General features: G+C 64.8%; 23 protein-coding genes. 9 read left to right on the top strand and 14 right to left on the bottom strand.

From position 1 onward, the window contains the following. Positions 1–4 precede the first annotated feature (4 nt). The 5 genes from sufU to GE073_RS18720 all read right to left on the bottom strand — a co-directional run bounded on the left by sufU (position 5) and on the right by GE073_RS18720 (position 4,545). On the bottom strand, positions 5–448 hold the full coding sequence (sufU, locus tag GE073_RS18700) for a Fe-S cluster assembly sulfur transfer protein SufU (RefSeq protein WP_028599158.1): 444 nt from the start codon (positions 446–448) through the stop codon (positions 5–7). Then, positions 435–1,661 carry a cysteine desulfurase gene (locus GE073_RS18705; RefSeq protein WP_028599159.1) on the bottom strand — a complete coding sequence of 409 codons (1,227 nt, stop codon included), beginning with the start codon at positions 1,659–1,661 and terminating at the stop codon, positions 435–437. Before GE073_RS18705 ends, sufU begins: the two co-directional genes overlap by 14 nt. Beyond that, a complete protein-coding gene (gene sufD / locus GE073_RS18710; protein ID WP_153784080.1) occupies positions 1,658–2,956 on the bottom strand; it encodes a Fe-S cluster assembly protein SufD in 1,299 nt (432 codons plus the stop codon). The genes GE073_RS18705 and sufD overlap by 4 nt, the downstream gene beginning before the upstream one ends. Before the next feature lie 20 nt (positions 2,957–2,976). Further along, complete coding sequence (gene sufC / locus GE073_RS18715; protein ID WP_028599161.1) at positions 2,977–3,756, bottom strand: Fe-S cluster assembly ATPase SufC; 780 nt, start codon at positions 3,754–3,756, stop codon at positions 2,977–2,979. Between the two features lie 156 nt (positions 3,757–3,912). After that, entirely contained in the window at positions 3,913–4,545 is a 633-nt protein-coding gene (locus GE073_RS18720; RefSeq protein ID WP_228551637.1) for a DUF1802 family protein, read from the bottom strand. A gap of 129 nt (positions 4,546–4,674) precedes the next feature. Between GE073_RS18720 and mtnK the strand changes: the two genes are divergently transcribed. Both mtnK and mtnA read left to right on the top strand, forming a co-directional pair. Next, positions 4,675–5,886 carry an S-methyl-5-thioribose kinase gene (gene mtnK, locus GE073_RS18725; protein ID WP_028599163.1) on the top strand — a complete coding sequence of 404 codons (1,212 nt, stop codon included), beginning with the start codon at positions 4,675–4,677 and terminating at the stop codon, positions 5,884–5,886. Positions 5,887–5,946: 60 nt separating this feature from the next. After that, positions 5,947–7,038, top strand: coding sequence for an S-methyl-5-thioribose-1-phosphate isomerase (gene mtnA / locus GE073_RS18730; RefSeq protein WP_028599164.1), 1,092 nt, complete (start codon positions 5,947–5,949; stop codon positions 7,036–7,038). A gap of 65 nt (positions 7,039–7,103) precedes the next feature. Here the strand turns inward: mtnA and lepB are convergent, their stop codons facing one another. The 5 genes from lepB to GE073_RS18755 all read right to left on the bottom strand — a co-directional run bounded on the left by lepB (position 7,104) and on the right by GE073_RS18755 (position 11,884). Further along, a complete protein-coding gene (lepB, locus tag GE073_RS18735; RefSeq protein ID WP_153784081.1) occupies positions 7,104–7,670 on the bottom strand; it encodes a signal peptidase I in 567 nt (188 codons plus the stop codon). A 214-nt stretch (positions 7,671–7,884) separates the two neighbouring features. Next, positions 7,885–8,202, bottom strand: coding sequence for a YunC family protein (locus GE073_RS18740; RefSeq protein ID WP_153784082.1), 318 nt, complete (start codon positions 8,200–8,202; stop codon positions 7,885–7,887). Positions 8,203–8,270: 68 nt separating this feature from the next. After that, complete coding sequence (locus GE073_RS18745) at positions 8,271–9,443, bottom strand: glycoside hydrolase family 88/105 protein (RefSeq protein WP_153784083.1); 1,173 nt, start codon at positions 9,441–9,443, stop codon at positions 8,271–8,273. A 1-nt stretch (position 9,444) separates the two neighbouring features. Next, on the bottom strand, positions 9,445–10,995 hold the full coding sequence (locus tag GE073_RS18750) for an extracellular solute-binding protein (protein ID WP_153784084.1): 1,551 nt from the start codon (positions 10,993–10,995) through the stop codon (positions 9,445–9,447). Positions 10,996–11,026: 31 nt separating this feature from the next. Continuing rightward, positions 11,027–11,884, bottom strand: a complete 858-nt coding sequence (locus GE073_RS18755; protein WP_228551893.1) for an ABC transporter permease — start codon at positions 11,882–11,884, stop codon at positions 11,027–11,029. Between the two features lie 399 nt (positions 11,885–12,283). Between GE073_RS18755 and GE073_RS18760 the strand changes: the two genes are divergently transcribed. Next, positions 12,284–13,162, top strand: a complete 879-nt coding sequence (locus GE073_RS18760; RefSeq protein WP_028599169.1) for a carbohydrate ABC transporter permease — start codon at positions 12,284–12,286, stop codon at positions 13,160–13,162. 92 nt (positions 13,163–13,254) lie between these two features. Here GE073_RS18760 and GE073_RS18765 read toward each other — a convergent pair whose 3' ends face one another. Continuing rightward, positions 13,255–15,519: a helix-turn-helix domain-containing protein gene (locus GE073_RS18765; RefSeq protein ID WP_153784086.1), complete on the bottom strand. Its 2,265-nt coding sequence runs from the start codon at positions 15,517–15,519 to the stop codon at positions 13,255–13,257. Between the two features lie 196 nt (positions 15,520–15,715). Here GE073_RS18765 and GE073_RS18770 point away from each other — a divergent pair, with 196 nt between their 5' ends. Further along, positions 15,716–16,714, top strand: coding sequence for a LacI family DNA-binding transcriptional regulator (locus GE073_RS18770; protein WP_153784087.1), 999 nt, complete (start codon positions 15,716–15,718; stop codon positions 16,712–16,714). Between the two features lie 149 nt (positions 16,715–16,863). Beyond that, positions 16,864–18,264 carry a glucuronate isomerase gene (uxaC, locus tag GE073_RS18775; RefSeq protein WP_153784088.1) on the top strand — a complete coding sequence of 467 codons (1,401 nt, stop codon included), beginning with the start codon at positions 16,864–16,866 and terminating at the stop codon, positions 18,262–18,264. 185 nt (positions 18,265–18,449) lie between these two features. On the opposite strand, the gene GE073_RS18780 is transcribed toward uxaC, so the two are convergent. After that, positions 18,450–19,037, bottom strand: coding sequence for a biliverdin-producing heme oxygenase (locus GE073_RS18780; RefSeq protein WP_028599173.1), 588 nt, complete (start codon positions 19,035–19,037; stop codon positions 18,450–18,452). Between the two features lie 193 nt (positions 19,038–19,230). Between GE073_RS18780 and GE073_RS18785 the strand changes: the two genes are divergently transcribed. Then, the gene (locus GE073_RS18785) at positions 19,231–19,698 is read left to right on the top strand and encodes a hypothetical protein (RefSeq protein ID WP_028599174.1); all 468 of its coding nucleotides are present in this window, start codon (positions 19,231–19,233) and stop codon (positions 19,696–19,698) included. A gap of 113 nt (positions 19,699–19,811) precedes the next feature. On the opposite strand, the gene GE073_RS18790 is transcribed toward GE073_RS18785, so the two are convergent. Further along, on the bottom strand, positions 19,812–20,195 hold the full coding sequence (locus GE073_RS18790) for a DUF423 domain-containing protein (protein ID WP_028599175.1): 384 nt from the start codon (positions 20,193–20,195) through the stop codon (positions 19,812–19,814). A 181-nt stretch (positions 20,196–20,376) separates the two neighbouring features. Here GE073_RS18790 and yhbH point away from each other — a divergent pair, with 181 nt between their 5' ends. Then, entirely contained in the window at positions 20,377–21,522 is a 1,146-nt protein-coding gene (gene yhbH / locus GE073_RS18795) for a sporulation protein YhbH (protein WP_028599176.1), read from the top strand. Between the two features lie 136 nt (positions 21,523–21,658). Here yhbH and GE073_RS18800 read toward each other — a convergent pair whose 3' ends face one another. Beyond that, on the bottom strand, positions 21,659–21,760 hold the full coding sequence (locus tag GE073_RS18800) for a hypothetical protein (protein ID WP_028599177.1): 102 nt from the start codon (positions 21,758–21,760) through the stop codon (positions 21,659–21,661). 122 nt (positions 21,761–21,882) lie between these two features. Between GE073_RS18800 and GE073_RS18805 the strand changes: the two genes are divergently transcribed. Next, positions 21,883–23,946, top strand: coding sequence for a prenyltransferase/squalene oxidase repeat-containing protein (locus GE073_RS18805; protein WP_153784089.1), 2,064 nt, complete (start codon positions 21,883–21,885; stop codon positions 23,944–23,946). A 199-nt stretch (positions 23,947–24,145) separates the two neighbouring features. Further along, positions 24,146–26,224 (top strand): serine hydrolase domain-containing protein, encoded by a 2,079-nt coding sequence (locus GE073_RS18810; RefSeq protein WP_153784090.1) that lies wholly within the window; start codon positions 24,146–24,148, stop codon positions 26,222–26,224. Positions 26,225–26,261: the final 37 nt, after the last annotated feature.

A 26,261-nucleotide genomic window follows, 5' to 3' on the forward strand; every position in this document is an offset into this window, starting at 1 on the left:
AAGGTCAATGCCCTTCCGGCTTGCCTTGGCCTTGCGACTCGACGCCCTTGCGCAGCGCGTTCCAGGCGAGCGTCGCGCATTTGATGCGCGCCGGGAACTTGTTGACCCCGGACAGCGCCTCGATGTCCTCCAGCTCGTCGAACTCGACCGGCTCGCCCTTCATGAGGGCGGAGAACTTCTCCGCCATCGCGTAGGCTTCGTCCAGCGTGCGGCCTTTGACCGCCTCCGTCATCATCGAGGCCGAGCTCATGCTGATCGAGCAGCCTTCGCCCGTGAAGCGGGCGTCGGACACCTTGCCGTCCTCGACCTGCAGCTGCAGCGAGATGCGGTCGCCGCAGGTCGGATTGTTCAGGTTGACCGTCACGGATCCTTCGTCGATCGTGCCGCGGTTGCGGGGATTCTTGTAGTGATCCATGATGACCCGGCGGTACAGATCATCCAATTGCATGATCGAAGAACTCCTTTGTCCGGAGCAGCGAGGCCGCCAGCCGGTCTACGTCCTGCTCGGTATTGTACAGATAGAAGCTTGCCCGGGCGGTCGCCGTCACATCCAGCCAGCGCATGAGCGGCTGGCAGCAGTGGTGTCCGGCACGCACCGCGATGCCTTCGGAATCGAGCACCGTGGCGACGTCATGCGGATGCACGTCGTCCAGGTTGAACGTGATCAGGCCGACGCGTCCTTCGCGCGGGCCGTAGATCGTGATGCCGTCGATCTCCGACAGCTTGCTGTACGCGTAAGCGGCCAGCTCCTTTTCGTGGCGGTCGATGTTGTCCAGCCCGATCTCCTCGAGGAAGTCGATCGCCGCGGCCAGCCCGACGGCGCCGGCGATGATCGGCGTGCCCGCCTCGAAGCGCCACGGAATGTCCTTCCAGGTCGATTCGTACAGGTCGACGAAGTCGATCATCTCGCCGCCGAACTCGATCGGCTCCATGTTCTCGAGCAGCGAGCGGCGGCCGTAGAGGGCGCCGATGCCGGTCGGACCGCACATCTTGTGGCCCGAGAGGGCATAGAAGTCGCAATCCAGCGCCTGCACGTCGATCCGCATATGCGGCGTGCTCTGCGCGCCGTCCACGACCATGACCGCGCCGTGGCGATGGGCGATCTCGGCGATCTCCTTGATCGGGTTGATGACGCCGAGCACGTTGGAGACGTACATGACCGAGACGATCTTGGTCCGGCCGGTAATCGCCTTCTCCACGTCCGCCAGCGCGATCGTCCCGTCCGGCTGCAGCGGGATGTACTTCAGCACCGCGCCGGAGCGCTTCGCCGCCTGCTGCCACGGAATCAGGTTGCTGTGATGCTCCATCGGCGTGATGACGATCTCGTCGCCTTCCTGGAGCACCGACGGAGCGTAGCCCGTCGCGACGAGGTTGAGCGCCGAGGTCGTGCCGCGGGTGAAGATGATCTGCTCCGCGGACGGGGCGTTCAGGAAGCGGGCGACGCGCTCGCGCGCCCCTTCGTACGCCTCGGTCGCGCGGGAGCCGAGCGTATGCACGCCGCGGTGCACGTTGGAGTTGTCGAGCTCGTAGTAGCGCTTGACCGCCTCAATGACGGAGCGCGGCTTCTGGGAAGTCGCCGCGCTGTCGAGATAAACGAGCGGATGCCCGTTCACCTCTTGATGGAGAATCGGGAACTGCTTCCTGATTTCCTCTATGTTCATGCCTCCAGCTTCCTTTCGAGCAGCTGCTGCAGCTGCTCGCGGACGGCGTCGATCGGGACCTCCGTCACGACCGGAGCCAGGAATCCGTAGATGATCAGCCGCTCCGCCTCGGCCTTGGTCACGCCGCGGCTCATCAGGTAGTACACCTGCTCCGGGTTGACCTGGCCGACGCTCGCCGCGTGGCCTGCCGTCACGTCGTCCTCGTCGATCAGCAGGATCGGGTTGGCGTCTCCGCGGGCTTTCGGGCTGAGCATGAGCACCTTCTCGGTCTGCACGCCGTTCGCCTTGGTCGCGCCCTTCTCGATCTTGGTGATGCCGTTGATGATCGCCGTCGCCTCTTCCTTCATGACGGCGCGCGTCACCATGTTGCTGTCGGAGTTCAGGCCGAAGTGCTTGGCCTGCGTCGTCAGGCTCATGCGCTGCTTGCCGGCGCCGATGCTCACGACGGCCGCATCGGACGAGGAGCCGTTGCCCTTCAGCACTGACAGCGTGTCGGAGAGGACGTTGCCGTCGTTGAGGTCGCCGATGACCCACTGGATGCGGGCGTCGCTGCCCAGCACCGCGCGGCGGATCGTCGTGTCGATGACGTTGGCGCCGAGCTGGTGGATCGAGGCGACGTCGACTTTGGCGCAGTCGCCGGCGATGACCTCGATCATCGAGTGGTGCACGGCATCCGCGCCGCCGCCGATCGTCAGCGCGTTGTCGACGTAGGTGACGCGGCTGTGGCGCTCGGCCACGATGAGGATATGCGGCGCGAACGATACGGACGCGTCGTCATTGTAGAACAGCGCCTGCAGCGGCACGTCGATCTCGACTTCCTTCGGCACGTATAGGAACACGCCTCCGTTCCAGAGGGCGGCGTGCAGCGCCGTCAGCTTGTTCTCGTCCTTGGCGATCGCCTGGAACAGATGCTTCTGCACCAGCTCCGGATGCTCGGCCGCGGCCGTCTCCAGATCGGTGAAGATGACGCCGCGAGCGCTCAGCTCCTCCGGCAGGCGCCGCAGCACCGTGCCCGAGCCGCGCTGCACGAGCAGCGCGCCGTCTCCGGAGACGAGCGATGCGGCCGCTTCCGGCAGCTCGCTCTCCGAGGACAGCGCCTGCGGCTTGGCATACTCGCCGAATGCCGTCAGGTTCCAGCGGTCGATGCGGATCTTCTCCGGCTTGGGCCATTCCAGCGACTCGGCCAGCTCGGCCGCCTCGCCGCGCAGGGAAGTGAGCCATGCCGGCTCTCCCTTGCTGCGGGACAGCGCCTCCGCGAATTCCCGTCCGACGGGATTGTCCAGTTGTGTGCTCATCCTAATCCCTCCCGTCTCTCTTAAGCCTGGCCGACGGTTTCGTCTACGATGCCGAGCTCCGCCTTGACCCAGTCATAGCCCTCCGCCTCGAGGCGCTCCGCCAGCTCCGGTCCGCCGGACTTGACGATGCGGCCTTGCATCATGACGTGCACGAAGTCAGGCTTGACGTAGTTCAGCAGGCGCTGGTAGTGGGTGATGATGAGGAACGCGCGGTCGTCGGCGCGCATCGCGTTGACGCCTTGGGCGACGATCTTGAGAGCGTCGATGTCGAGGCCGGAGTCGATCTCGTCGAGGATGACGACCTTCGGATCGAGCAGCATCATCTGCAGGATCTCGTTGCGCTTCTTCTCGCCGCCGGAGAAGCCTTCGTTGAGGTAGCGGTGGGCGAACTCGGGGTTCATCTCCAGCTCCTTCATCTTGCTTTCCATCTGGCGGATGAACTTGATCAGGCTGATCTCGTTGCCTTCCTCGCGGCGGGCGTTGATCGCGCTGCGCAGGAAGTCGGAGTTCGTCACGCCGGTGATCTCGCTCGGATACTGCATCGCCAGGAACAGGCCGGCGCGGGCGCGCTCGTCGACGCCCATCTCCAGCAGGTCCTCGCCGTTCAGCTCGGCGGAGCCCTCCGTCACCTCATACTTCGGATGTCCCATCAGCGCGGAGGCCAGCGTGCTCTTGCCCGTGCCGTTCGGACCCATGATCGCGTGGATCTCTCCGCCCTTCATGCTCAGGCTGAGCCCCTTGAGAATTTCCTTGCCCTCGATCTCGGCCTTGAGTCCTTCAATCGTGAATTGCGTTGCCATAATGAACCTTGCTCCCTTCGACCTATGAGTACTTGCCGCCGCTGGCGGTCAAGCGGGTATTCGCATGCATCGTCCCCGCGCGGACCGGATCCGCGGCGAGGACAGTCATTCTCATTTGATTCTCAATAATAATTTTAGTATAAAACTCGTTATAAATCAATGTTCGCCAGCTGTTCCCAACCGGCGGCGGATCTCGTCGCTGCGCCGGGCGAACTCGGCGTCGTCCAGCACCGGCACGGCGCCGTCCCCTGCCATCGGCGGCCCGGCGGCGATCCACGACTTGCAGCCGGTGAACGCCGGCTCCATCGGCAGCCGGATCGGCTCCGCCAGCCGGTACACCCGAAGCAGCAGCACATGCAGCGGCTCGCGCTTTTTCCATTTCAGCCGCTCCTCGGCAAACGCGTCGGTCCAGATATGCAGATCGCGGATGCGCAGCAGCGCCTCCGGATCGGTCACGAGGATGTCCTCGGCCGCATGGGCGCGGCTCGAGATGGCGATCGCGCCCGCCTGCGGCCCCTCCCATTCGCCCAGCACCTCGTCCAGCAGGCTCTGCGCCTCCGGCTTGAGCAGCTCCCGGCGCTGATGCTCGTACGCGGGCATCAAATAGAAGTCCGGCGTCTCCAGCCGGAAGCGTCGCGTCTCCTCGGCGATGCCGCCCTTGCGCAGCACGACGATCTGGCGGCCCTGCTCGAGCGCCCGCACGGTGGCGGCCCACTCCTTGAGGGCGGCCGGTCCTTCCATGAGCGCAGCCTCGGCTGTCCGCGCCTCCGCTGCTTCCCCGTTCGTCACGGTCCTCACGCTCCTTATCCTTCCATGTCTCGTGCCATTATACCAAATCCCGCTATTTCAAGTCGAAAAAAGATGGGCTATAATTGGACAATCCTTATTAAATGGAGCAGGAAAGGCGGTTCAACCATCATGCCAGGTTATCATCCCTACAGCGAAGCCGAAGCGATCGAGCTGGCGCGCTCGTTCCCGGACGTATTTTCTCCCGAAGCGGAGCTGAGCTGCCGCGAGATCGGCGACGGCAACCTCAACCTCGTCTTCCACATCACCGAGCCGGCGACGGGCAAGGGCCTCATCATCAAGCAGGCCCTTCCTTATGTAAAGGTGTTCGGAGAATCATGGCCGCTGTCGATCGACCGCGCCCGCATCGAGGGCGAGGCGCTCAAGATCCAGCATGCGCTCGCGCCCGAGCTCGTGCCGCAGGTGTTCCTGACGGACCATGAGCAGGCGATCACCGTCATGGAGGACCTGAGCGACCACGTCATCCTGCGCAAGGGGCTGATGGACCGGACCGTCTACCCGCGCTTCGCGGGCGACATCTCGACGTTCCTCGCGCAGACGCTGTTCTTCACCTCCGACCTCGGCATGAGCCAGCAGGAGAAGAAGCTGCGCCAGCAGGCGTTCGTCAACGTGGAGCTGTGCCAGATCACGGAGGACCTCATCTTCGACGAGCCGTACCGCGAGCATGAGCGCAACAACTACGAGGACGCCATCGCCGACGAGGCGGCCGCCCTCCGCTCCGACGGCGCCCTGCGCACGGAGATCGCGCTGCTGCGCGAGAAGTTCCTGACGCGCGGCGAGGCGCTGCTGCACGGCGACCTGCATACGGGCAGCATCTTCGCCCTGCCGGATTCGACCAAGGTGATCGATCCGGAATTCGCCTTTTACGGCCCGATGGGCTTCGACATCGGCGCGGTCATCGCCAACCTGCTGCTGAACTACGCCGGCCAGGAGCATTGGAGCGCGGACGAAGCGTCCCGCAAGGAGTACCGCGAGTTCCTGCTCGAGACGGTGCGCGGCACGTGGACGCAGTTCAGCGCCAAGTTCCGCACGCTGTGGGACGAGCACGGCAAGGACCCGGTATTCTCCAACGCTCCGGGCTATCAGGACCTGTATATGGACCGGCTGCTTCAGGATACGATCGGCTTCGCCGGCGCCAAGATGGTGCGCCGCGTCGTCGGCTTCGCCCATGTCGCGGACCTCGACACGATTCCCGACGACGCCGTCCGCGAGCGCGCCAAGCGCCTCGCCCTCGCCATCGGCAAGGAGCTCATCCGCCAGAACCGCTCGATCCGCTCGATCGAGCAGGCGATCGACATCGCCCTCACCGCAGCCGCGCGCTGACCGGCCGCCGCCTCATGCCGGCCTGACCGCATGGCGATTTGAAATGGAGGAACATTCAACATGACTACTGCCAGCACGTATCCCGGCCTCATCTCGCTGATCTGGGCCGGCAGCCAGCTGCAGCTGCTCGACCAGCGGCTGCTGCCGGAGGAGACCGTCTATCTGCCGCTGACCGACGCCGAGGGCGTCTGGGAAGCGATCCGCCACATGAAGGTGCGCGGAGCGCCCGCGATCGGCATCGCCGCCGCTTACGGCGTCGTCCTCGGCAGCGGCCTGCCCGGCCAGGAAGCGCCGGACGACAGCCTCGGCGCCTGGCTCGGACGCGTCCAGGAAAAGGCCGCCTACCTGGCGACGAGCCGTCCTACGGCCGTCAACCTGTTCTGGGCGCTCGACCGGATGAAGGCCCGCGCCGCCGCCCTCGCCGAAGCGCTCGTGCCGCTGGACGAGGCCAAGCAGGCGCTGCTGGACGAGGCGATCCTCATCCAGAGCGAGGACGAAGCGACGAACCGCCGCATCGGCGAGCATGCGCTCGAGCTGATGAAGGACGGCATGGGCGTGCTGACGCACTGCAACGCCGGCGGCCTCGCCACGGCCAAGTACGGCACGGCGCTCGCGCCGTTCTATCTGGCCAAGGAGCAGGGCATGAACCTGCGCGTCTTCGCCGACGAGACCCGCCCCGTGCTGCAGGGCGCGCGCCTGACGGCGTTCGAGCTGCAGCAGGCCGGCGTCGACGTGACGCTCATCTGCGACAACATGGCCGGCATGGTCATGGGCAAGGGCTGGATCGACGCCGTCATCGTCGGCACCGACCGCGTCGCGGCGAACGGCGACGTCGCCAACAAGATCGGCACTTACAGCGTGGCTGTTCTGGCCAAGGCGCACGGCATCCCGTTCTACGTCGCCTGCCCGCTGTCGACGATCGACATGGGCACGCCGACCGGCGCCGAGATCCCGATCGAGGAGCGCCACGCGGAGGAAGTGACCGAGGGCTTCGGCAAGCGCACCGCGCCGCAGGGCGTCAAGGTGTTCAATCCGGCGTTCGACGTGACGCCGGCCGAGTACGTCACGGCCATCATCACCGAGAAGGGCGTCATCCGCCCGCCGTATGGCGACAGCCTGAAAAAGCTGTTCGAAGAGCTGAAGCAAAGCTGAGGCTGAAGGAGCCATCGTAAAAAAGGCATCGCGCTTTCCATTTCGGAAAACGCGATGCCTTTTTTTTATTTCTTCGGATACCCTACGACTCGCCCCAGAATATCCTGGCTGCTGAATCCGCCGGATGTCTGGCTGTCGTGGAAGCCCCGCCAACGAATATCGGCCAAAAGGTAATAGTCGTCGACGCCCAGGGAGACCGGCGACCAGGAATCCCCGTTCGAAATAGAGGAATCGCTGCCGTAAAAGGCGTCCAGCCGAGTTCCGTCGATCGATACGGTTCCTTTTCTAATTTCGATCGTCTCTCCCGGCAGCCCTACCACGCGCGCGATATCGGTTTTCTGCTGAGAATCGGGATTGGATACCGCGAACAAGACGATATCACCACGCCGGATGTCGTTCTTGCCGTCCTGATAAGGGGCAACGAACACTTCCTGATTCACGCGGAACGGATGGTCCGTTCCATATCCTAGATCAGCCAGCATGCCGTCCGTATGCACCTTGGTCCGAATCCAATCGCCGCTCGTTTCCTCCAACGCCGGAATCATTCGAGGCGTGGATACATCGCTTATCGGTTCCTCGCAGCCGCCTAGCAGCAATGCGGCTGACGCGACAAGCAGAAGCTTTCGAATCAACGCTTTCCGCCTCCCCTAGCTGAATCTATCCACCCACTTTATATATAATTTTCCTTCTATTTGTCAAATAGAACCCTTTGCCGGCTCCCTTGAAAAACGAACGAGACGGGGCATCGCCCCGCCTCGTTCCAAGCGCCTATTTTTCCGCAGATCCTTCCTCTTCCGCGCGAAATCGGTGCAAGCCTTTTCGGAGCGGCATCGCGACTCGGCCCGCTTAAAGCGAAGCCAGCTTGCGCACTGCGTCGATGCCGGTCATGCCGACCGACAGGCCCGCCGCTTGCGCCGCTTCCGTGACCGACTCCAGCGGCGCGTCCAGCAGCTCCTGCAAGGTGCGCACGCCGACGGCCCGCGCGGCCAGCACGCCCCGCTCCTTGAGCTTCGGATTGCTGTCGAACAGAGCTACGTCGAGCGCACCGCACATGATGTAGCCTTTGTCCGTCGTCACGGCGAGCAGCGTCGTCTTGGGCAGCTTGACCTCGACGCCGAGCGCCGTCATTCCGTCCCCGAGCGGGATCGGAACCAGTTGCATCATCGTTCCCCTACCTCCTCCCAAGCTCGCTTCCCTATCGTATGCGAGCCAGGGGAGGGATGGTGCCGCCGTCAGGCAGGCCCGCCTGGCGTCTGGACCGCCTGCCCCGCCTGCAACGGCGGCACTCCCTGCAGCAGCTTCCATTCATATTCCACGCAGGCCTGGAGGAACGCGCCCAAGCCTTTCTGATCATTGGCCACGATCGGCTCGCTGATGTAGTACGCGTAGGTTCCGTCGCGCTTGTCGGCGCCGCCGAGGCCAGCGACCTGGCATACCTTGTTCAGGTTGATCCAGCCCTCCTTCGTCTCGAGCACGAACTCCGCCACGATGCCGGCGAACGCTTGATCGAGCATCGGCCGCCACTCTTCCGGCAGCACGCCGAGGCGAAGTCCTTTGGCCAGCGCGAACGCGATCATCGACGAAGCCGACGCCTCCAGATAATTGCCTTTGCGGCCGGGCTGATCCGGCACCTGGAACCAGACGCCTGAGGCCGGGTCCTGGACGCGGCGCAGCGCCTGCAGCAGGTCCTTCAGGATGCGGATCAGCTCTCCGCGATCGCGGTGAGATTCCGGCAGCAGCTCCAGCACGTCCGCGAGCGCCATCGCATACCAGCCCATCGAGCGCGACCAGAAGCTCGGCGACTGCCCGGTGACGGGATCCGCCCACGGCTGCTCGCGCTTTTCGTCCCAGGCATGATAGAGCAGGCCGCTCTTCTCGTCCCGGGTGCGGCGCTCGCTGAGGATGAACTGGCGGGTCACGTCGTCCAGCCCTTCCCCGCCCTCGTATTCGAGCAGGTATCGCAGGTAAAAGGGCGCTCCCATGTACAGGCCGTCCAGCCAGATCTGATAAGGATAGATCTGCTTGTGCCAGAACGCGCCTTCCGCCGTGCGGGGGTGGCGGCGCAGCTGCTCGCGCAGCCTGCCGGCGGCGAGCCGGTATTTCTCCTCCCCGGTCTCGCGATGCAGGTCGAACAGCAGCTTGCCGTTGTTGATATGGTCGATGTTGAACTCGTCCAGACGGTAGCTGCGGATGCTGCCGTCCTCCGCGACGAACTCGTCGAGGTTCGTGCGGATGAAGTCGAGCCAGCGGCTCTCCCCCGTCGTCTTCCAGAGCTGCAGGAAGCCCTGCAGCACGACGCCGTAATCGTACGACCACTTGCCTCCATAACCCTTGTCGCGGCTCAGCAGCGGCGTCCGCTGCAGGATCGTCTCGGCCGTCCGGACCGCCCAGGTCGACTCGATCATGTCAGTGCCCCGCCTGCTTGTAGGCCGCTTCGTATTCCTCGATGATCGACTGGCCGCCGGACTTCCTCCACTTCTCGACCTCCGCCTTGAACTGCGCCTCGTCGATCTTGCCGAGGATGAATTTGTACGTCGCGTCCGTGATGATCTTCTGCAGCTCGGAGCCCTGCGTCGACCAGGTCTGGGATTCCAGCGAATAGAACGGGTTCAGCACGGCGTAATCCGCGTTCTCGGCGATCAGCCGGTCGGCCTCCTGCTTGAGCTTGTCGGCGTCATGGATGGCGTAATCGTAGTCCTTCGGCCGGGAGCCGGCGAGCGGCTGCACCTCCTGCTGCCACAGATCCTGGTTCGTGATCGTCGCCGCCTTGTCGGCATCGACCGAATAGTGGACGCCCTCGATGCCGTAGGTCGTGAGCGCGTAGATGTCCTCGCTCATCAGATCGTCGACGAACTTCAGCACCCGCTTCAGCTCCGCCTCGTCCTTCACTTCCGATCGAGGGAAGGCCAGCAGTCCGCCGATGCCGTTGTTCGCGCTCCACAGCGCGCGCGGCTGGCCTGGCGCCGTAATGTCGTTCACCATCGCGAGCTCCATGCCGTCCTGCACGCCCTTGGCCATGTTCAGCAGGTTCTTGCTGTCGAACAGCGCTCCGACGTAGATGCCGGCCTTGCCCTGCGCCAGCTTCTGCTGCTGGTCCGTCTTGGCCGTCACGGCGAAGTCCTGATTGATGTAGCCGCCGTCATAGAGCTGCTTCATGTAGTTCATCGTGTTCAGGTAGCCTTCCGTCTCGAATTCCGGTGTCGCCTTGCCGTTCTCGACCTTCCATACGTTCGGCGTGCCGAAATAGGAGCCGAGCGTCTTGAACGCGCCGTAAATGAGATCGCTGCGGTCCGTAAAGCCGGTCGTGTCGTCCATGCCGTTGCCGTCGGGATCCTGCTCGGTGAACGCCTTGGCGGCCTGCAGCAGCTCGTCGGTCGTCTTCGGCAGCGGCAGGCCGAGCTTGTCGAGCCAGTCCTTGCGGATGATGACGCCGTTGCGGGCGAGCGCCTTCTGCAGCGGCACGCCATACAGCTTGCCCTCAATCGAGGCGGACTTGCGGGTATCGGCGGAGATCCCTTTCAGATTCGGGAACTCGTCCAGATAAGGCCCGACCTCCCAGAACATGCCGGACTTGAGCGCGCTGCGCACCGAGGAATTGTCCAGAATCGTCAGCGTCACGATATCGGCCAGCGAGCCCGACGCGAGCGACGTATTGATCCGCTCTTCCTTGGAAGCGTCCGGGATCCAGGAGAAGCTAAGCTTCGTATTCGTCGCTTCCTCGATCTTCTTCACGACCGTGCCGGTCGGAGGCGAGGCGGTATGCAGCACGTTCAGCCAGGTGATCGACGCCGCCTCGACCGTCTCGGCCGCGCCGCCCGTCCCTGCCGCTCCGGCATTCGCTCCTGCGCTGCCCTTGCCTTCCGCTTGTCCTCCCGCCCCATTGCCGCTGCATGCCGACAGCAGCAGCGCGCATCCGAGCAGCGTCAGTCCAGCCTGCTTCATTCGTTTGGTTTCCATGTCGTTCGCCCCTTTTCTCCATGTGGTTGATTCAATAGACGCCGTCCTCGCCCATCTTCTTCGCCAGCCGGTTGGCCAGCATGACGAGCGCCAGGCCGACCAGCCCCTTGAACAGGCCGATCGTCGTGCTGTAGCTGAGCTGGCCGTTCTTCAGCCCCGCCGTATAGATGTAAGTATCGAAGATCTCCGCCACCTCGCGGTTGATGGAGTTGAGCAGCAGATACATATGCTCGAACCCGAGGTCGAGCGTATGGCCGATCTTGAGGATCAGCAGCGTGATGATGACCGGACGGATGGCCGGCAGCGTCACATGCCACATCTTGCGCAGCCGGCTCGCGCCGTCCATGTCCGCCGCCTCGTACAGCTGCGGATCGACGGCGGAGATCGCCGCGATGAAGATGATCGTCGACCAGCCGAGCTCCTTCCAGATGATCTGGCCGATGTACATGAAGCGGAGCCATTCCGGCGAGGTGAGGAAGTCGATTCGGGGCAGCCCGACGCTGGCGAGCGCCTCGTTGACGACGCCTCCGTCGACCGACAGGAACACGTAGAAGATGGAGACGATGATGACCCAGGACATGAAGTGGGGCAAATAGAGCAGCGTCTGGACGGCGTTCCGGAACCGCCTCGCCCGCGCCTCGTTCAGCAGCAGCGCGAACAGGATCGGCAGCGGAAACACGAGCAGCACGTCCATCAGGAACAGCACGATCGTGTTGCGCAGCAGCATCAGGAACGTCGGCTCGGCGAACAGCCGCTCGAAATGCTTCAGTCCGACCCACGGGCTGCCGCCGAGGCCGAGGAAGGGCTGATAGTCCTTGAAGGCGATGATCAGCCCCCCCATGGGCAAATACTTGAATGCGACGAAATAAAGGAAGCCGGGGAGAATCATCAGATAGAGGAGCTTGTCTCGCCGCCATCCTTTCCATCGATGCGCGGCCCTGCTTTTCAGAGCGGCTCCGGGCGAGCGGCTCGCCGGTGCCGCCAAGGAATCCTTCATGAATCACTGCCCCCTCGCAAGCGCTGTCAAATCTGTTTCCAGCATAGCCCGCTCCCGCCATTCCGCCTATAATCATTTGCTGATCATCGTGGCCTTTTCCTTGCCGCTGCGGGCTTTTCCGGTCATGGAGCTGAGACGGAGCGCATGGAATCAGCTGAGGATCATCGCAGCGGCGTGGGCCGCGCGGCGGCGCTTCCGGACGGCATCGCAGATCCGCGCCTGGTGATTATAGGCGGAACTCCGTTCCCTTGGTACAGTCGGAGCATGGACCATCTCCAAGGAGGAATTCGCATGAACCGATCCCACCGTCCCGCTCCCGGAAGCCGGCTGTTCGATGTGTTCAACTACAGCTTTCTGGGTGCGGCCGCGCTCGTCTGCGTGCTGCCGTTCATCCATGTCATCGCCAGCTCGTTCGCCTCGACATCCGAGGTCGTCTCGAGGCGCTTCATCCTGTTCCCGACGACGTTCTCGCTCGATGCCTACCGCTACATCCTCTCCACGCCGACGCTGTTCAAAGGACTCGGCGTCTCGCTCGGCGTGACGGCGGCCGGCACGATCGTCAGCATGGCGCTGACGGCGCTCATGGCGTACGGCCTGTCGCGCCGCTATCTCGGCGGCCGCGGAGCGATCAACTTCATCGTCGTTTTCTCGATGCTGTTCAGCGGAGGCATGATCCCGACGTTCCTCGTCGTCAAGGAATTCGGCCTGATCAACTCCTATGCCTCGATGATCGTGCCGGTCGCGGTCAACGCGTTCAACCTCATCATCATGCGGAACTTCTTCCAGGCGATCCCGGACAGCCTGGAGGAATCGGCCAAGATCGACGGCTCCAACGACCTCGGCATCTTCTTCAAGATCATGCTGCCGCTGGCGCTGCCCTCGGTGGCGACGATCTCGCTATTTTATGCCGTCGCCTACTGGAACACCTACATGACCGCGATCCTCTACATCACCGACTCCGTCCGCTGGCCGATCCAGGTGCTGCTGCGGCAGATCGTCATCGTCTCGAGCGGCATGCAGGCCGAAAGCGGCTCCGTCGACGTCGTCCCTCCCGCTCAGACGATCAAGATGGCCGTCATCGTCGTCGCCACGCTGCCGATGCTGCTCGCCTATCCGTTCGTGCAGAGGCATTTCGTGAAGGGAGCGCTGCTCGGGGCGGTCAAGGGATGAGAAAAGCGAGGAGAGAGCCTGCCTGGGCGGGCTCCCTCCTCGCTTTTTTTGCGGGCGCGGCCGGCGGCCCGCGGGGCGGCGCCGCTTGAGGCTCACGCTCCGCGGCGCTCCTTGCGGTAGGCGCCCGGGGTCATGTTCTCCTTCTTGCGGAACGAGCGGATGAAGTTCTGCGGATTCTGGTACTGCAGCCGCTCCGCGATCTCCTTGACGGGCAGCTCCGTTTCGGCCAGCCATTTTTTCGCCGTCTCGAGCCGGTAGTTCATGAGGAACTCGCTGAACGTGATGCCGTATTCCTTGCGGAAAATGCTGCTCAAGTAGTTCGGATTGTAATGCAGCCGGTCCGCGATCGACTCCAGCGACAGCTCCCGGTCGTACTCGCTGCGAACGATCGCGGCGATCCGGTCCGACAGCGAGCGGAACTGCTCGTTCGTCTTCTGCTTCATCGAGCGGGCCATCGGCAGCACCGCGCCCTCCATCAGGATCCGCTCGATCTCCTCCGGATTGCGGATCTGCAGCACGCGCTGGTAGAGCGACTCATTGTCCGGCGCCAGCAGCACCTGGATGCCGAGCAGCTGCTCCAGCTGGATCAGGTCGTGCACGAACCGGACGAGCATCACCTCGAAGTCGGTCGAGTTCTTGCTCGTCTTCATCCACTCGGCGAGGAACGGATACAGCGCGGCCGCGGCCGCCTGCTCGTCGCCGAGGCGGATCGCGTCGAACAGGATGTTTTCCAGCTGCGCCGGATAGCGGAGCAGCACCGGACCGGAGACGACCTCCGCCACATCCTCGTAAAAGATGATCGATTCCTTGCCGAGATGCAGCCGCTGATGGAGCGCCTGCTTGCCCATCTCGACGGCTTCCCTGCTGCCGCCGGCAAGATCCCGGTAGATCCGGCTGAAGCCGACGCTGATCGAGACGCCGAGACGCTCGCGCGCGCCGACGATCGCCTGCTTGGCCGCCTGCTGCAGGCAGCGCTGGATCTCCTCGTCGGTCCAGCCGTCGAACGTGAACACCGTCGCCTGCGTGCCTTCATTGAGCACGATCGGCAGCAGCCTTCGCTCGCGCGGCACGAGCTCCTCCACGAGATGGCTGGCCGCCAGCAGCAGCATGTCCTTGTCCGCCGCTCCTCGCGAGCCGTAGCTGTCGAGCTGGATCAGCATGACCGCATAGCGGCATTCGGGCGACAGGCGGTAGCCGAACCGGCGGAGCTGGTGAGCGAGCTCGTCCGCCTCCATGCGGCCGCGGAACAGGTTCAGCAGCAGCTGCGTCTCCAGCTTGGGCAGCTCCGTCTCGAGCAGGCTCTCCAGGCTCTGCTTCTCGACGAGCAGATGGTCGATCGAGCGGACGATCCAGTCGATCTCGTCCTTGGCCGGCGCGTCGGCGGCCTGCGCTCCGGCGGATCTCGGCAGGCGGACCTGGATGCGGCGGATCGAGTTGGCGAAGTAGTAGGCGATGAAATAAGCGACGACGACGATCAGGCCGGCGATGAGCGCTCCCATCAGGATGAGGCCGTACAGAGCGGGGCGAAGCGCCTGGGCCGTCTCCTGCGGACGCAGCGGCGTCGCGTATACCCAGCTGTTGTAGTCCGAGCGGACGTAAGCCGCCTGGGTCCTTCGCCCGGAGCTGTCCGTCAGCGTCACGACGCCGGATGTCCCCTTGGCGGCTTCCCCGGCCAGCAGGCGGACCGCGGCGGCGTCCAGCCCGAGCGGACGCGGCTCGTACAGCGGCGTCCCCTCGCTGTTGAGGATGAGCAGCGGCGAATCCTCGCGCGTCGCCAGCATCCGGTCGAGGCTCGCCTTCGGCAGGTCCGACAGCGCGACGGCGGTCTTGGCGATCGAGAAGGCCGGAAGCGTATGGACCAGCCTCAGGCCGTCCTGCGTCGGAGTCCAGAACAAGCCCGTCCTGCGGCCGCCGATGTAGTCGTCCTGCAGCCGCCGGAGCTCCTCGTCCGAGAGCTGGGTCAGCTTGCCGCTGGCGATTTGCCAGCGCTGCTGCAGGCTGATGAGCGTATACTCGGCGCCGTCCATCCCCATCGTGGCGATATAGTTCAGCTGCGAGTTGACGCTCCGGAACTCCTGGAACGACTGCTCGCTGATCGGCTGCGAGACGGCCTCCCGGAAGGAGCTCGTCGTGCTGTAGGTCGTGAAAGCGTATTCAATCGTGCGTATGCTTTGCTCGAGCGTATTTTTGGATTGGGAGACGAAGCTCAGCTTGCCCGCGGCCAGCCTGTCGATGACCGAATGGGTCGTCGTCATGTAAATATAGCTGCCGAGCCCGGAAGCAAGCGCGACACCCAGCACGAGGATCGGCAGGAAGATGCGGTAGAAGGTCTTGCCTTGGCGGAACCGGATGGTCATGGCGATACGAGCCCCTCTTCAGAGTTCTTGCCCTATTATAATTCGCATTCCATGATCTGCCAATATTTTTAAAACGTGTGCGGAAAACGCTTTCCGGTTCTTGACGGGCTCGCGGGCCGGGCCTACAATGAAGGCGTCGCCAAATGGAGGAAGGACGGAATCGAGCCGGCGGCGGGAAAGGAAGGACGACGACAGCATGGTCACCATCAAGGACATCGCCCGCGCGGCCGGAGTCTCCCACACGACCGTCTCGCGGGCGCTCGGCGGCAGCCCGCAGATCAAGCGAGAGACGCGCGAGCGCATCGCCCGCATCGCCGCCGACATGAACTACGCGCCGAACTTCAGCGCCAAGAGCCTCGTCCAGCGCAGGACGTACACGATCGGCCTGTTCTTCTCCAGCATCGCGCAAGGCACGTCGGCCAGCTTCCTCGCCGAGGCGCTCCGAGGCATCCGCCAGCAGATCGGCGAGGACTACCTGCTGTCCGTCGCCGGCCTCGACATGATGGAGCATTACGACTCCGTCACGCCGCAGCGCTACGACGGCATCCTGCTGATGAGCCAGAGCGACGCGGACAACGGCTTCATCTACCATGTCCGGCAGGCGTCGCTGCCGCTCGTCGTGCTCAACCGCCAGCTGGACGATCCCAGCGTCGCGACGGTGTCGGCCAGCGACCGGGACGGCGTCGCCGCAGCGGTCGCCTACGCGGCCGCCAGAGGCCATCGCCGCTTCGCGCTGATCGAGGGACGAAGCGGCTTCCGCTCGACCGCGCAGCGCCGGGCCGGCTACATCGACGGGCTCATCCGCCACGGCCTGCCGCTGTGCGAGGAATGCTTCGTCCAGGGCGACTACGGCCCCGAAAGCGGCCATGCCGCCATGCTCCGCCTGCTGGAGCTGAAGGAGCGCCCCAGCGTCGTCATCTGCTCCAACGACGACATGGCGATCGGCGCGATGAACGCCTGTTATGCCCAAGGCGTCGCGATTCCCTCCGGGATGTCGCTGATCGGGTTCGACGACATCCCCTATGCGCGTTATGCCAGCCCGGCGCTGACGACCGTCGGCCGTCCCGTGGCGGAGATCGCCCGGCTCGGAGCGGAGCAGCTTCTGGCGCTCATGCGCGATCCGTCGCTCGCGGCGTCCCAGCTGCTGGTGAAGACCGAGCTGATGGCGAGGGACAGCGTGGCGGACCTGCGGTAGCGTCCGCTTTTTGCAGCAAGATGTTAACGTGTGCGAAATCGGAACCGAAACACGGAACGCCTTCCGAGACCGTCCCGGAACGTCCCCCTTCAATACCGGCGTGACGCTGCAGGCACGCCGATCCTCAATCGACAAGGAGCGATATTGCGATGAGCTTTCTGAACGACGACTTCCTGCTGACGACCGGCACCGCGCGCCGCCTGTACCACGATCATGCCGCAGGCCAGCCGATCATCGACTACCACTGCCATCTCGATCCGAAAGAGATCTACGAAGACAAGCCGTTCCGCAGCCTGACCGAAGCCTGGCTCGCCGGCGACCACTACAAGTGGCGGCTGATGCGCGCGAACGGCATCCCCGAGGAGCTCATCACCGGCGACGCGCCGGACTACGACAAGTTCCTCGCCTGGGCGCGCACGCTTCCGCTCGCCGTCGGCAATCCGCTCTACAGCTGGACGCATCTGGAGCTGCGGCGCTTTTTCGGCATCGACGAGCTGCTTAGCGAGCGGACCGCCCCGGATATCTGGGAGCGCGCGAACGCGCTGCTGGCCACGGATGCGTTCCGCCGGCGCAGCCTGATCAAGCGCTCGCAGGTGCGCGTCATCTGCACGACCGACGATCCCGCCGACAGCCTCGAGTTTCATCGCCTGCTGCGCGAGGAGGAGAGCGAGTTCTCCGTCTATCCGACCTTCCGTCCGGACAAGGCGTTGAACATCCATGCCGAGGGCTTCGCCTCGTGGATCGAACGGCTGGAGCAGGCGTCGGGAGCGGCGGTCGGCAGCTATGCGGAGCTGGTGCAGGCGCTGCGGGCGCGGGTCGGCTTTTTCCATGAGCAGGGCTGCCGGCTGTCGGATCATGCGCTCGATACGCTCGCCTATGGCGAGGCGGGGCCGGAGGAACTGGAGCGGATCTTCGCCAAAGGCATCCGCGGCGAGCAGCTGGAAGAGTCGGAGAAGGCCGCCTACCGGACGGCGCTGCTGCTCGAGCTGATCGCCATGTACGAGGCTCAGGGCTGGACGATGCAGCTGCATATCCATGCCAGCCGCAACAACAACACCCCGATGGGCCGCCGCCTCGGCCCGGACACCGGCTTCGACGCGATCCAGGACGGGCCGCTGGCCGCCGCGCTGTCCCGGCTGCTCGACCGGGCCGAGACGTCGAGCGGCCTGCCGCGGACGATCCTCTACTCGCTCAATCCGAACGATTATCCGGCGCTGCTCGCGCTCATGGGCTGCTTCCAGAAGGACGTGCCCGGCAAGATGCAGCTCGGCTCCGGCTGGTGGTACAACGATACGCGCGAAGGGATGCGCCGCCAGCTGACGCTGCTCGCCGACCACGGCCTGCTCGGCCGCTTTGTCGGCATGCTGACCGACTCGCGCAGCTTCCTCTCCTACACGCGGCACGAATACTTCCGGCGCGTGCTGTGCGAGCTGCTCGGCGAGTACGCCGCCCGCGGCGAAGCGCCGGACGACGCCGAGACGCTCGGCGCGCTCGTGCGCGACATCTCCTACGGCAACGCCGCTCGTTACTTCGGCTTCGGCGAAGGCTGAAGCCGGACGCGAAAGGCCGCCGGCCTCCCAGCGAAAGCTTGGGGGGGCCGGCGGCCTTTTCACGCTTTTGCGCCTCCCTCGTCCAGAAGAGTCCGGTCCAGCGTCCCCTCCTCCATGCTTGCTCGTTCCTTCTTGATGGGAATTCTCCTCCTAGGCGGTTGGATTCGCGGAACGCGCAGCGTCCGTCAGGCGGAGGCGGCGACCCAGCGCTCCAGCAGGGCGAACGTCTCCTTGGCGGCGGCGATCGTCTCTTCCTCGCGTCCCGCCGCTCCCTGCTCGATGATGCTCCTCATCTCCAGCCAGCGGCTGCGGGTATCGTCTCCGTAGGCGCGGAAATAAGCGAGTCCCCGCTCCTCGTCCAGCCCGAGGCTGGCCGCCAGCTTGCGGGAAATGATCTGTCCGCCGAGAGTGGAGCCCTCCAGGACGTACAGATAGCCGAGCTTGCGCGCCGGATCGGACAAGTCGGGCAGCTCCGCGCAGCGCGGAATGGCGCCGAGCTCCTCCCTCGACAACCCCAGCTTCTCGAGATCGCTTTCAAGCAGCGGCGCCTTTTGCCGAACGGCCGCCTCGAGCCCCAGCGACTCCAGCTCCGCATCGGGATAGATCCGCTCCTCCGCCGGCTGGATGAAGCCGTAGAACAGCTCCAGATAGCGGCGATATCCCGCAGGATCCAGCGTGCCTTCCATGATCGCCCGAGCATACCGGTTCTCCTCCATGCGCTCGTGCTCCTCCGCGGTCTGGCCGCGAAGCCGTTCCATGATCGATTGGCCCATGATCCACCTCTTCCTAACCGCCTCGGCGGAAATGTCGCTGCCGTACATCCCAGCATGGAGCGAGAAAAAACGTCCATCCACCCATCCTACCATATTCAAAGAGCGCCTTGAAATGCCGAGAAAAATAGGACTATATGTTCAACAATTCCAATGATATAGTTAATGAACTATCTCAATCAAGTACGGAGGAACTATGGCTATCAAGAATGGAAAAGGACTCCATACCTATTCTTTCCAGACCGATCTGGTCGTCGAGGCAAGCACCCGCGATGCGGCCGAGGCGCTGCTCAGGCAGCGCCTCGGCGAGGCGGGGCTCGACCGCTACCGGATCGGCAAAGGAACCCTCATCGGCTTCTCGCTCCTGCCCGACACCGACGCCCCTGCCGCATCCGGCGCCGCGACCGTCCCGGCCGCGCCCGTCCCGCCTCCGGGCCAGCCTGCCGACGGCCTGCGCGATCTCGCGCTCGATCTGATCCGGCGCTGCGTCGATGACGGACGCCTCGTCCGGCTCAGCATCAACCGCGGCAAAGGCGTGCGGCTGAGCGTGCCTTGCCGGATCTTGCGCTGGGACGAGCCGTCCTCGCTGCTGACCGTCTACCATGTCGACGAGAAGCAGGTGTACACGTTCGGCATCGGCGAGATCGACGACTTCCTGCTGTAGCCGCCGGCTGGCGGCTGGCGGCCCGAACCTTTTCCCAACTCAAAAGACCTTGCCTCGATGCTTGTCCGAGGCAAGGTCTTCTTTTTTAAAGCATAAAGGGCCGATGCGGCAGATCAGCCTTCTCCCCTCGCCCTCCAGGCGCTCCAGGCGGCGATCCCCCAGGCGGCGATGAAGCAGACGCCTCCGATCGGCGTAATCGCGCCGAGCCAGGTGACGCCGCTCAGGACGAGGACGTACAGGCTGCCGGAGAAGATCCAGATGCCGGCCTGCATGAGGCGGCCGGCGAGGCGAAGCGGCCTCCGGTCGCCGAGCTTGCTCGCGGCGAAGGCGAGCAGGATGAGGCCGATCGCATGGTACATCTGATAGCGCACGCCCGTTTCAAAAATCTCGAGCCGGTCCGGCTCCACATGAGCCTCCAGCCCATGGGCGCCGAAAGCGCCGAGAGCGACGCCCGCAAGAGCGTAAAGGGCGCCGAAGGCGACGTAGCGGGGAAACATCGGTTGGACTCACCTCTTCTGTCGTCCCGGAAGGAACGGATTCTACCGTAGTATAGCACAACCCGCCGGCGCCGGTCCCGTCCGCGCCGCCCGGCGCTCCGTCATGATCGTCCTCCATCTGAATATACTTGGAGAACAGGTCCGGCGGACTCTGAATATCGAACGAAGCGGGGTGAGCGGCATGACGGAACCGTTGTTCATCGTCTCGCGCGAGGACTGGTCCCTGCACCGCAAGGGCTATCAGGACCAGACCCGGCATCAGCAGAAGGTCCGCGAGGCCATCAAGAAGAACCTCAAGGACATCGTCAGCGACGAGAGCATCATCCTGTCGAACGGCAGGGAGACGGTCAAGGTGCCGGTGAAGAGCATCGACGAGTACCGGTTCGTGTACAACTACAACAAGAAGCAGCATGTCGGACAAGGCGACGGCGACTCGCAGGTCGGCGACGTGCTCGGCGTCGATCCGAGCTCGGCCAAGGGCTCCGGCAAGGGCCAGGGCGCGGGCGACCAGGCGGGCGAGGATTATTTCGAGACCGAGGTCACGATGGATGAACTGGAGGATCTGCTGTTCGAGGAGCTGGAGCTCCCCCGGCTGGAGCAAAAGCAGAAGGAGAACGTGCAGGCGGCCGACGTCGTCTTTCAGGATATCCGCAAGAAGGGCATCATGAGCAACATCGACAAGAAGCGGACGCTGCTCGAGAACCTGCGCCGCAACGCGGGCAGCGGACGCAAGGGCATCGGCGGCATCACGCCCGAGGACCTTCGCTACAAGACGTGGCAGGAGGTCATGAAGCCCCACTCCAACGCGGTCGTGCTGGCGCTCATGGACACGAGCGGATCGATGGGCTCGTTCGAGAAATATTGCGCGCGCAGCTTCTTCTTCTGGATGACGAAGTTCCTGCGGCGCAAGTACGAGCATGTGGAGATCGTCTTCGTCGCCCACCATACCGAGGCGAAGGAGGTGACCGAGGACGAGTTCTTCACGCGCGGCGAGAGCGGCGGCACGATCTGCTCGTCCGCCTATCAGAAGGCGCTCGACATCATCGACAGCCGCTATCCGACCGCGAACTGGAACATCTACCCGTTCCACTTTTCCGACGGCGACAACCTGACCTCCGACAACGAGAAATGCGTCAAGCTGATCGACGAGCTGATGAAGCGCTCGAACCTGTTCGGCTACGGCGAGGTGAACCAGTACAACCGCAGCAGCACGCTCATGTCCGCCTACAAGCATATCCAGGACAAAAAATTCCTGTTCTCCGTCATCCGCGACAAGAGCGAGGTGTACGACGCGCTCAAGAAGTTTTTCGCCAAGCCCGCCGGCTGAGCCCGGCGCCCCGCCTGTCCGCCGGCGTCCGGCATGAAAAAGGGCTGCGCCCTTCCGCGACCTGCATGCAGGTCGCGGAAGATGCGCAGCCCTTTGGCTGGCGGGATGCGGCGCGCCGGGCTTCAGCCCCGAGGCGCTACACCAGGAAGATGCGGCTGATGATGACGAGAAGAATGAAAAGGACGAGGATAACGCTCGTGCTGGTCCAGCCTGCCCCGGCTCCTGCAGCATATGACATGGATGCTTCACTCCTTTTGCCTTGAATAGTCCAGCATATGCCCGGTTCGGGCGTTTGCTCTGGACGCATGCCCATGCCCTTGCAGCCGGAACGATCCGATCTTGAAAGGAGGCCTGAACGCCATGTCCGACCCGGCCCGCCTCGCCTCGGCCGCCATCTCGAGGCTGCAGCAGGAGCTGATCCGCAGCCAGAGCGGCGACGGCGCCTGGAGAATGATATGCGAAAGCGGCGTCATGAGCGACGCCTACCTGCTCATCCTGCTGCAGGCGCTCGGACGCCCGCCGCAGGACGAGGAGCTAATCCGCCGCATCGCCGCCCGCATCGCCTCGCTGCAGCACGAGGACGGCGGCTGGCGGCTGCATGCCGATCAGCGCGAAGGCCATCTGGAGTCGAGCGTGGAGGCGTATTACGCGCTGCTCGCGAGCGGCGCGCTGGAATACGGCGATCCCGCGCTCGTCCACGCCCGCCGCTTCATTCTCGAGCGGGGCGGCCTGACCCGCGTGCGGGCGATGATGACGCAGGTGCTGCTGGCGATGACGGGCCAGCTGCCGTGGCCCAAGGAGCTGCGGCTGCCGATCGAGGCGCTGCTCGCCCCCTCCTGGCTGCCGCTGTCGCTGTTCGACCTGTCCGGCCACGCGCGCGCCCATCTCGTGCCGGTGCTCGTGCTCAGCTCCGGCTCGTTCCGCCTCGGCGAGGGCCGGCTGCCGCATCTGACGGAGCTGATCGCCGGCGAGGACCGCGGCTTTTCGCTGCCGACGCTGCTGCCCGAGCCGCTCGCCGGCATGCTGCAGGCGATGGCGGACGGCCATTCGCCGCTCTACCCGGCCTCGCTGGAGCGCGCCGAGCGCTACCTGCTGGAGCGGATCGAGCCGAACGGCACGCTGCTCACGTACTCGACCGCCACGATGCTCATGGTCGCGGCGCTGCTGTCGATCGGCTACGATCCCGGCGACGAGACGATCCGGCGCGCGCTGGACGGCGTCCGCTCGCTCGTCTGGCAGGAGCCGGAAGAGGCCGAGGCTGTGGAAATCGCGGCGGCGGCGGCGTCCACGGGAACGGCATCGGCACCGCCGGAGCATGCCGCGGCCGGCCCGGCGCCGCAGCCGAAGCGATCGCATCTGCAGATCGCCGACTCCGCGCTGTGGGATACGGCCATGATCGCCAATGCCCTCCTGGAAAGCGGCATGCCCCCCGAAGCGGACGCGATCCAGCGGGCCGCCCGCTGGGTCGCCGCCCGGCAGCAGAGCGAGGCCGGCGACTGGCGGCGCCGCGTTCCCGGCGTCAAGCCGGGCGGCTGGGGCTTCAGCGCCGTCAATACGCGCTATCCCGATGTCGACGATACGACGGCGGCGCTGCTGCTGCTGCAGCGGGCGGCAGGCAAGAGCGGCGGCGCTCCGTACTGGAGCGAGGCCGCGCAGGAGCGCGGCAGCCGCTGGGCCTGGGCGCTGCAAAACCGCAGCGGCGGCTGGCCGGCGTTCGAGCGCGAGTCGGGCAGCCCGCTCATCGGGCTGATCCAGTTCGAGCAAAGCGCGCAGATCGTGACCGATCCGCCGACCGTCGACCTGACCGCGCGCACGCTCCAATGGGCGGCGCTGGCCTCCGCCCCGCTGCCGGGCTGGCTCGCCGCCGCGCTGCAGGCGGAGGACGACGATGCGGAAACGGCCGCCGCCGCTGCCGCCGTGCGCCGGGCCTGCGCATGGATCGTCTCGCAGCAGGACCGCGACGGCAGCTGGGCCGGACGCTGGGGCATCTGCCGCGTGCACGGCACCGGCGCGGCGCTGGCCGGCCTGCTCGCCGTCAAGGCGCCCCGCTCGGCGTCCGCCCTGTACCGCGGCATGCAATGGCTGCTCTCCGTGCAGAACGGCGACGGCGGCTGGGGCGAGTCCTGCGCCAGCGACGTCGAGGGCAAGTATGTGCCGCTCGGCGCCAGCACGCCTTGCCAGACCGCCTGGGCGCTGGAGGGGCTGCTCGCCCATCCGCATGCGCCGCGGGAGGCGGTCGAGCGCGGCATCGCCTGCCTGTGCGCGCTGCTCGAGGCGGACGACTGGCGCGGACGCTATCCCGCCGGCGGCGGCTTGCCGGGGCATGTATACCTGCACTACGGCAGCAGCCGCTACATCTGGCCGCTGCGCGTGCTGGCGCAGTATGTCCGGCGCTACGGCGGCGGCATGCCGGCGGAGGGCTGACACCGGGACCCCGCCCCGGCGGAGGGCCGGCTCGAGCCCCCGCCTCGGGGCGAGGGCTGCTTCGGACCTGTACTAGCCGGCAGGTCCTAGAAGGAGCCTTGAAGCTGCGACCAAACTCCTTTTTATCGCCGATCTTGAACTTTGCCGGCGCTTCAGGCGTACGAAAGATGGATCGCCTTACAAAAGGAGGGAATTTTCAATGAAAAAAAGGATCGCCTGGATGCTGGCCGCCGCGCTCGTCGCGACTCCCGTGCTGCCCGTCTCCGCGGCTCCGTCCGCCCCGCAAGGGGCCGCTCCCGCCCAAGGACAAGGACTGGAGCGGATCGCCGCGGACAAGGCAAGGCTGCTCACCGAGCAGTACGGCACGGTCAGCGTCCAGTACGCGCTCATCGACGAGGGGAGCATCGTCGTCTCCGGCCAGAACGGCAAGAACGACGAGCAAGGGAAAATTCCGCTGGCCGCGGACACGATGTACGGCATCGGCTCGGTCAGCAAGATGTTCGCCGCAGCAGCCGTCATGAAGCTGGTCGACGAGGGGAAGATCGACCTGGATGTCCCGCTCGTCCAGTACATGCCCGACTTCACGATGAAGGACGAGCGGCATAAGCAGATCACCCCGCGCATGCTGCTGAACCATTCCTCCGGACTGCCGGGCTCGAGCCTGAACAACGTGTTTCTGTTCGAGGATCCGGACTCCTACGCCCACGATACATTGCTGCAGCAGCTGGCCGAGCAAAGCCTGAAAGCCGATCCCGGCGCCTTCTCCGTGTATTGCAACGACGGCTTCACGCTCGCGGAGCTGCTCGTGGAGCGCGTGAGCGGCATCGCCTTCACCGCCTTCGTGCACCGGCATTTCACCGATCCGCTCGGCATGGAGCATACGAGGACGCCTGCGGACGGGGTCGATCCCGCCCGGATGGCGGGGCTGTACTTCCCGGCGATGGCGCGGCAGCTGCCGAATGAAACGGTCAACATCTTCGGCGCAGGCGGCATCTATTCCACGGCGGAGGACCTGGCGCGGTTCTCGCAGCTGTTTACGGACGAGGAGCAGGGCATCCTCTCGGCCGAGGCGGCGGAGGCCATGAAGCAGCCCGAATACAAGAGGGGGCTATGGCCCGAAGAAGCGGACAACAGCATCGACTACGGCCTCGGCTGGGACAGCGTCCGCCTGTATCCGTTCGGCGATTACGGCATCCAGGCGCTGACCAAGGGCGGCGACACGATGTTCTACCATGCGTCGCTCGTCGTCCTGCCGGAGCAGGACATGGCGGCGGCCGTCCTGTCCTCGGGCGGAAGCAGCTCGACCGCCCAGCTGCTGGCGAACCAGATTCTTTTGGAGGCGCTGAAGGAAAAAGGAGAAATCCCGGACATCAAGCCGGACAAATCGTTCGGCAAGCCGGTGCCGGCCCCTCTGCCGGCCGGCATGAAGAAGCTCGCCGGCTACTACGGCATGTCCGGACAGCTGGCGAAGGTCGAGCTGAAGGGCGACGGCATGTCCGTCACGCTGCCTAACGCGCCGGAATATCCCGCGGAGAAATATATGTATACGGCAGACGGAACGTTCATGGACGAAGCCGGAACCGCCAAGATCGAGCTCGTGAAGGAAACGAACGGCCAGACCTATGTCTGGGTCCGCCAGTACATTTCGGTGCCGGGACTCGGACAGACCGCGCTGTCCCACTATACGATGCAGAAGCTCGCCAGCAATCCGCTTCCCCGGGAGACGGCCTCGGCCTGGGCGAAACGGGAAGGCAAGACCTACTACCCGCTCAATGAAAAATACACGTCGATGCTCTACCTGCTGAAACCGAAGCAGGACATCCGGCGCGTCGTCGAGTTCGGCGGGTATGCGAACGACAAGCAGATCACCGGCCCGAACAGCGCCGCAAGCCGGCTGCAGATTCCCGCCATGGGCGGCCGCGATCTGGCCGCCTACCGCTTCTACCGCCAGGCCGGCGCCGAATACCTGGAATCGGCCGGAATCCGCTATATCAGCGAGGATGCGGTTAAGCCGCTGCATCCGGGCAAGCAGTCGGCCGTGACGGTGCAGCAGGACGGCCATGCCAGATGGTTCACGATCCCCGCTGCGGCAGCGGGCAAGACGATGACGGTGAAGCTGCCGGCCGCAGGCGGATTCACCGTGTATGACGCCGCTGGCCTCCCCGCAGGCAGCAGCGTCGCCATCGGCACGACCTCCGTCGTGCTGCCGGCGGGCGGAACGGTCGTTTTCGCGGGCGAGCCCGGCTCGGCGTTCGGCATCACGCTGAGCAAGAAATAAAGCTCCGCGCGAAGCTGAAGCCGATTCAACTTCATGG

The organism is Paenibacillus sp. B01 (assembly GCF_009649995.1).
GTDB classification, from domain to species: Bacteria; Bacillota; Bacilli; order Paenibacillales; family Paenibacillaceae; genus Paenibacillus_O; species Paenibacillus_O pasadenensis.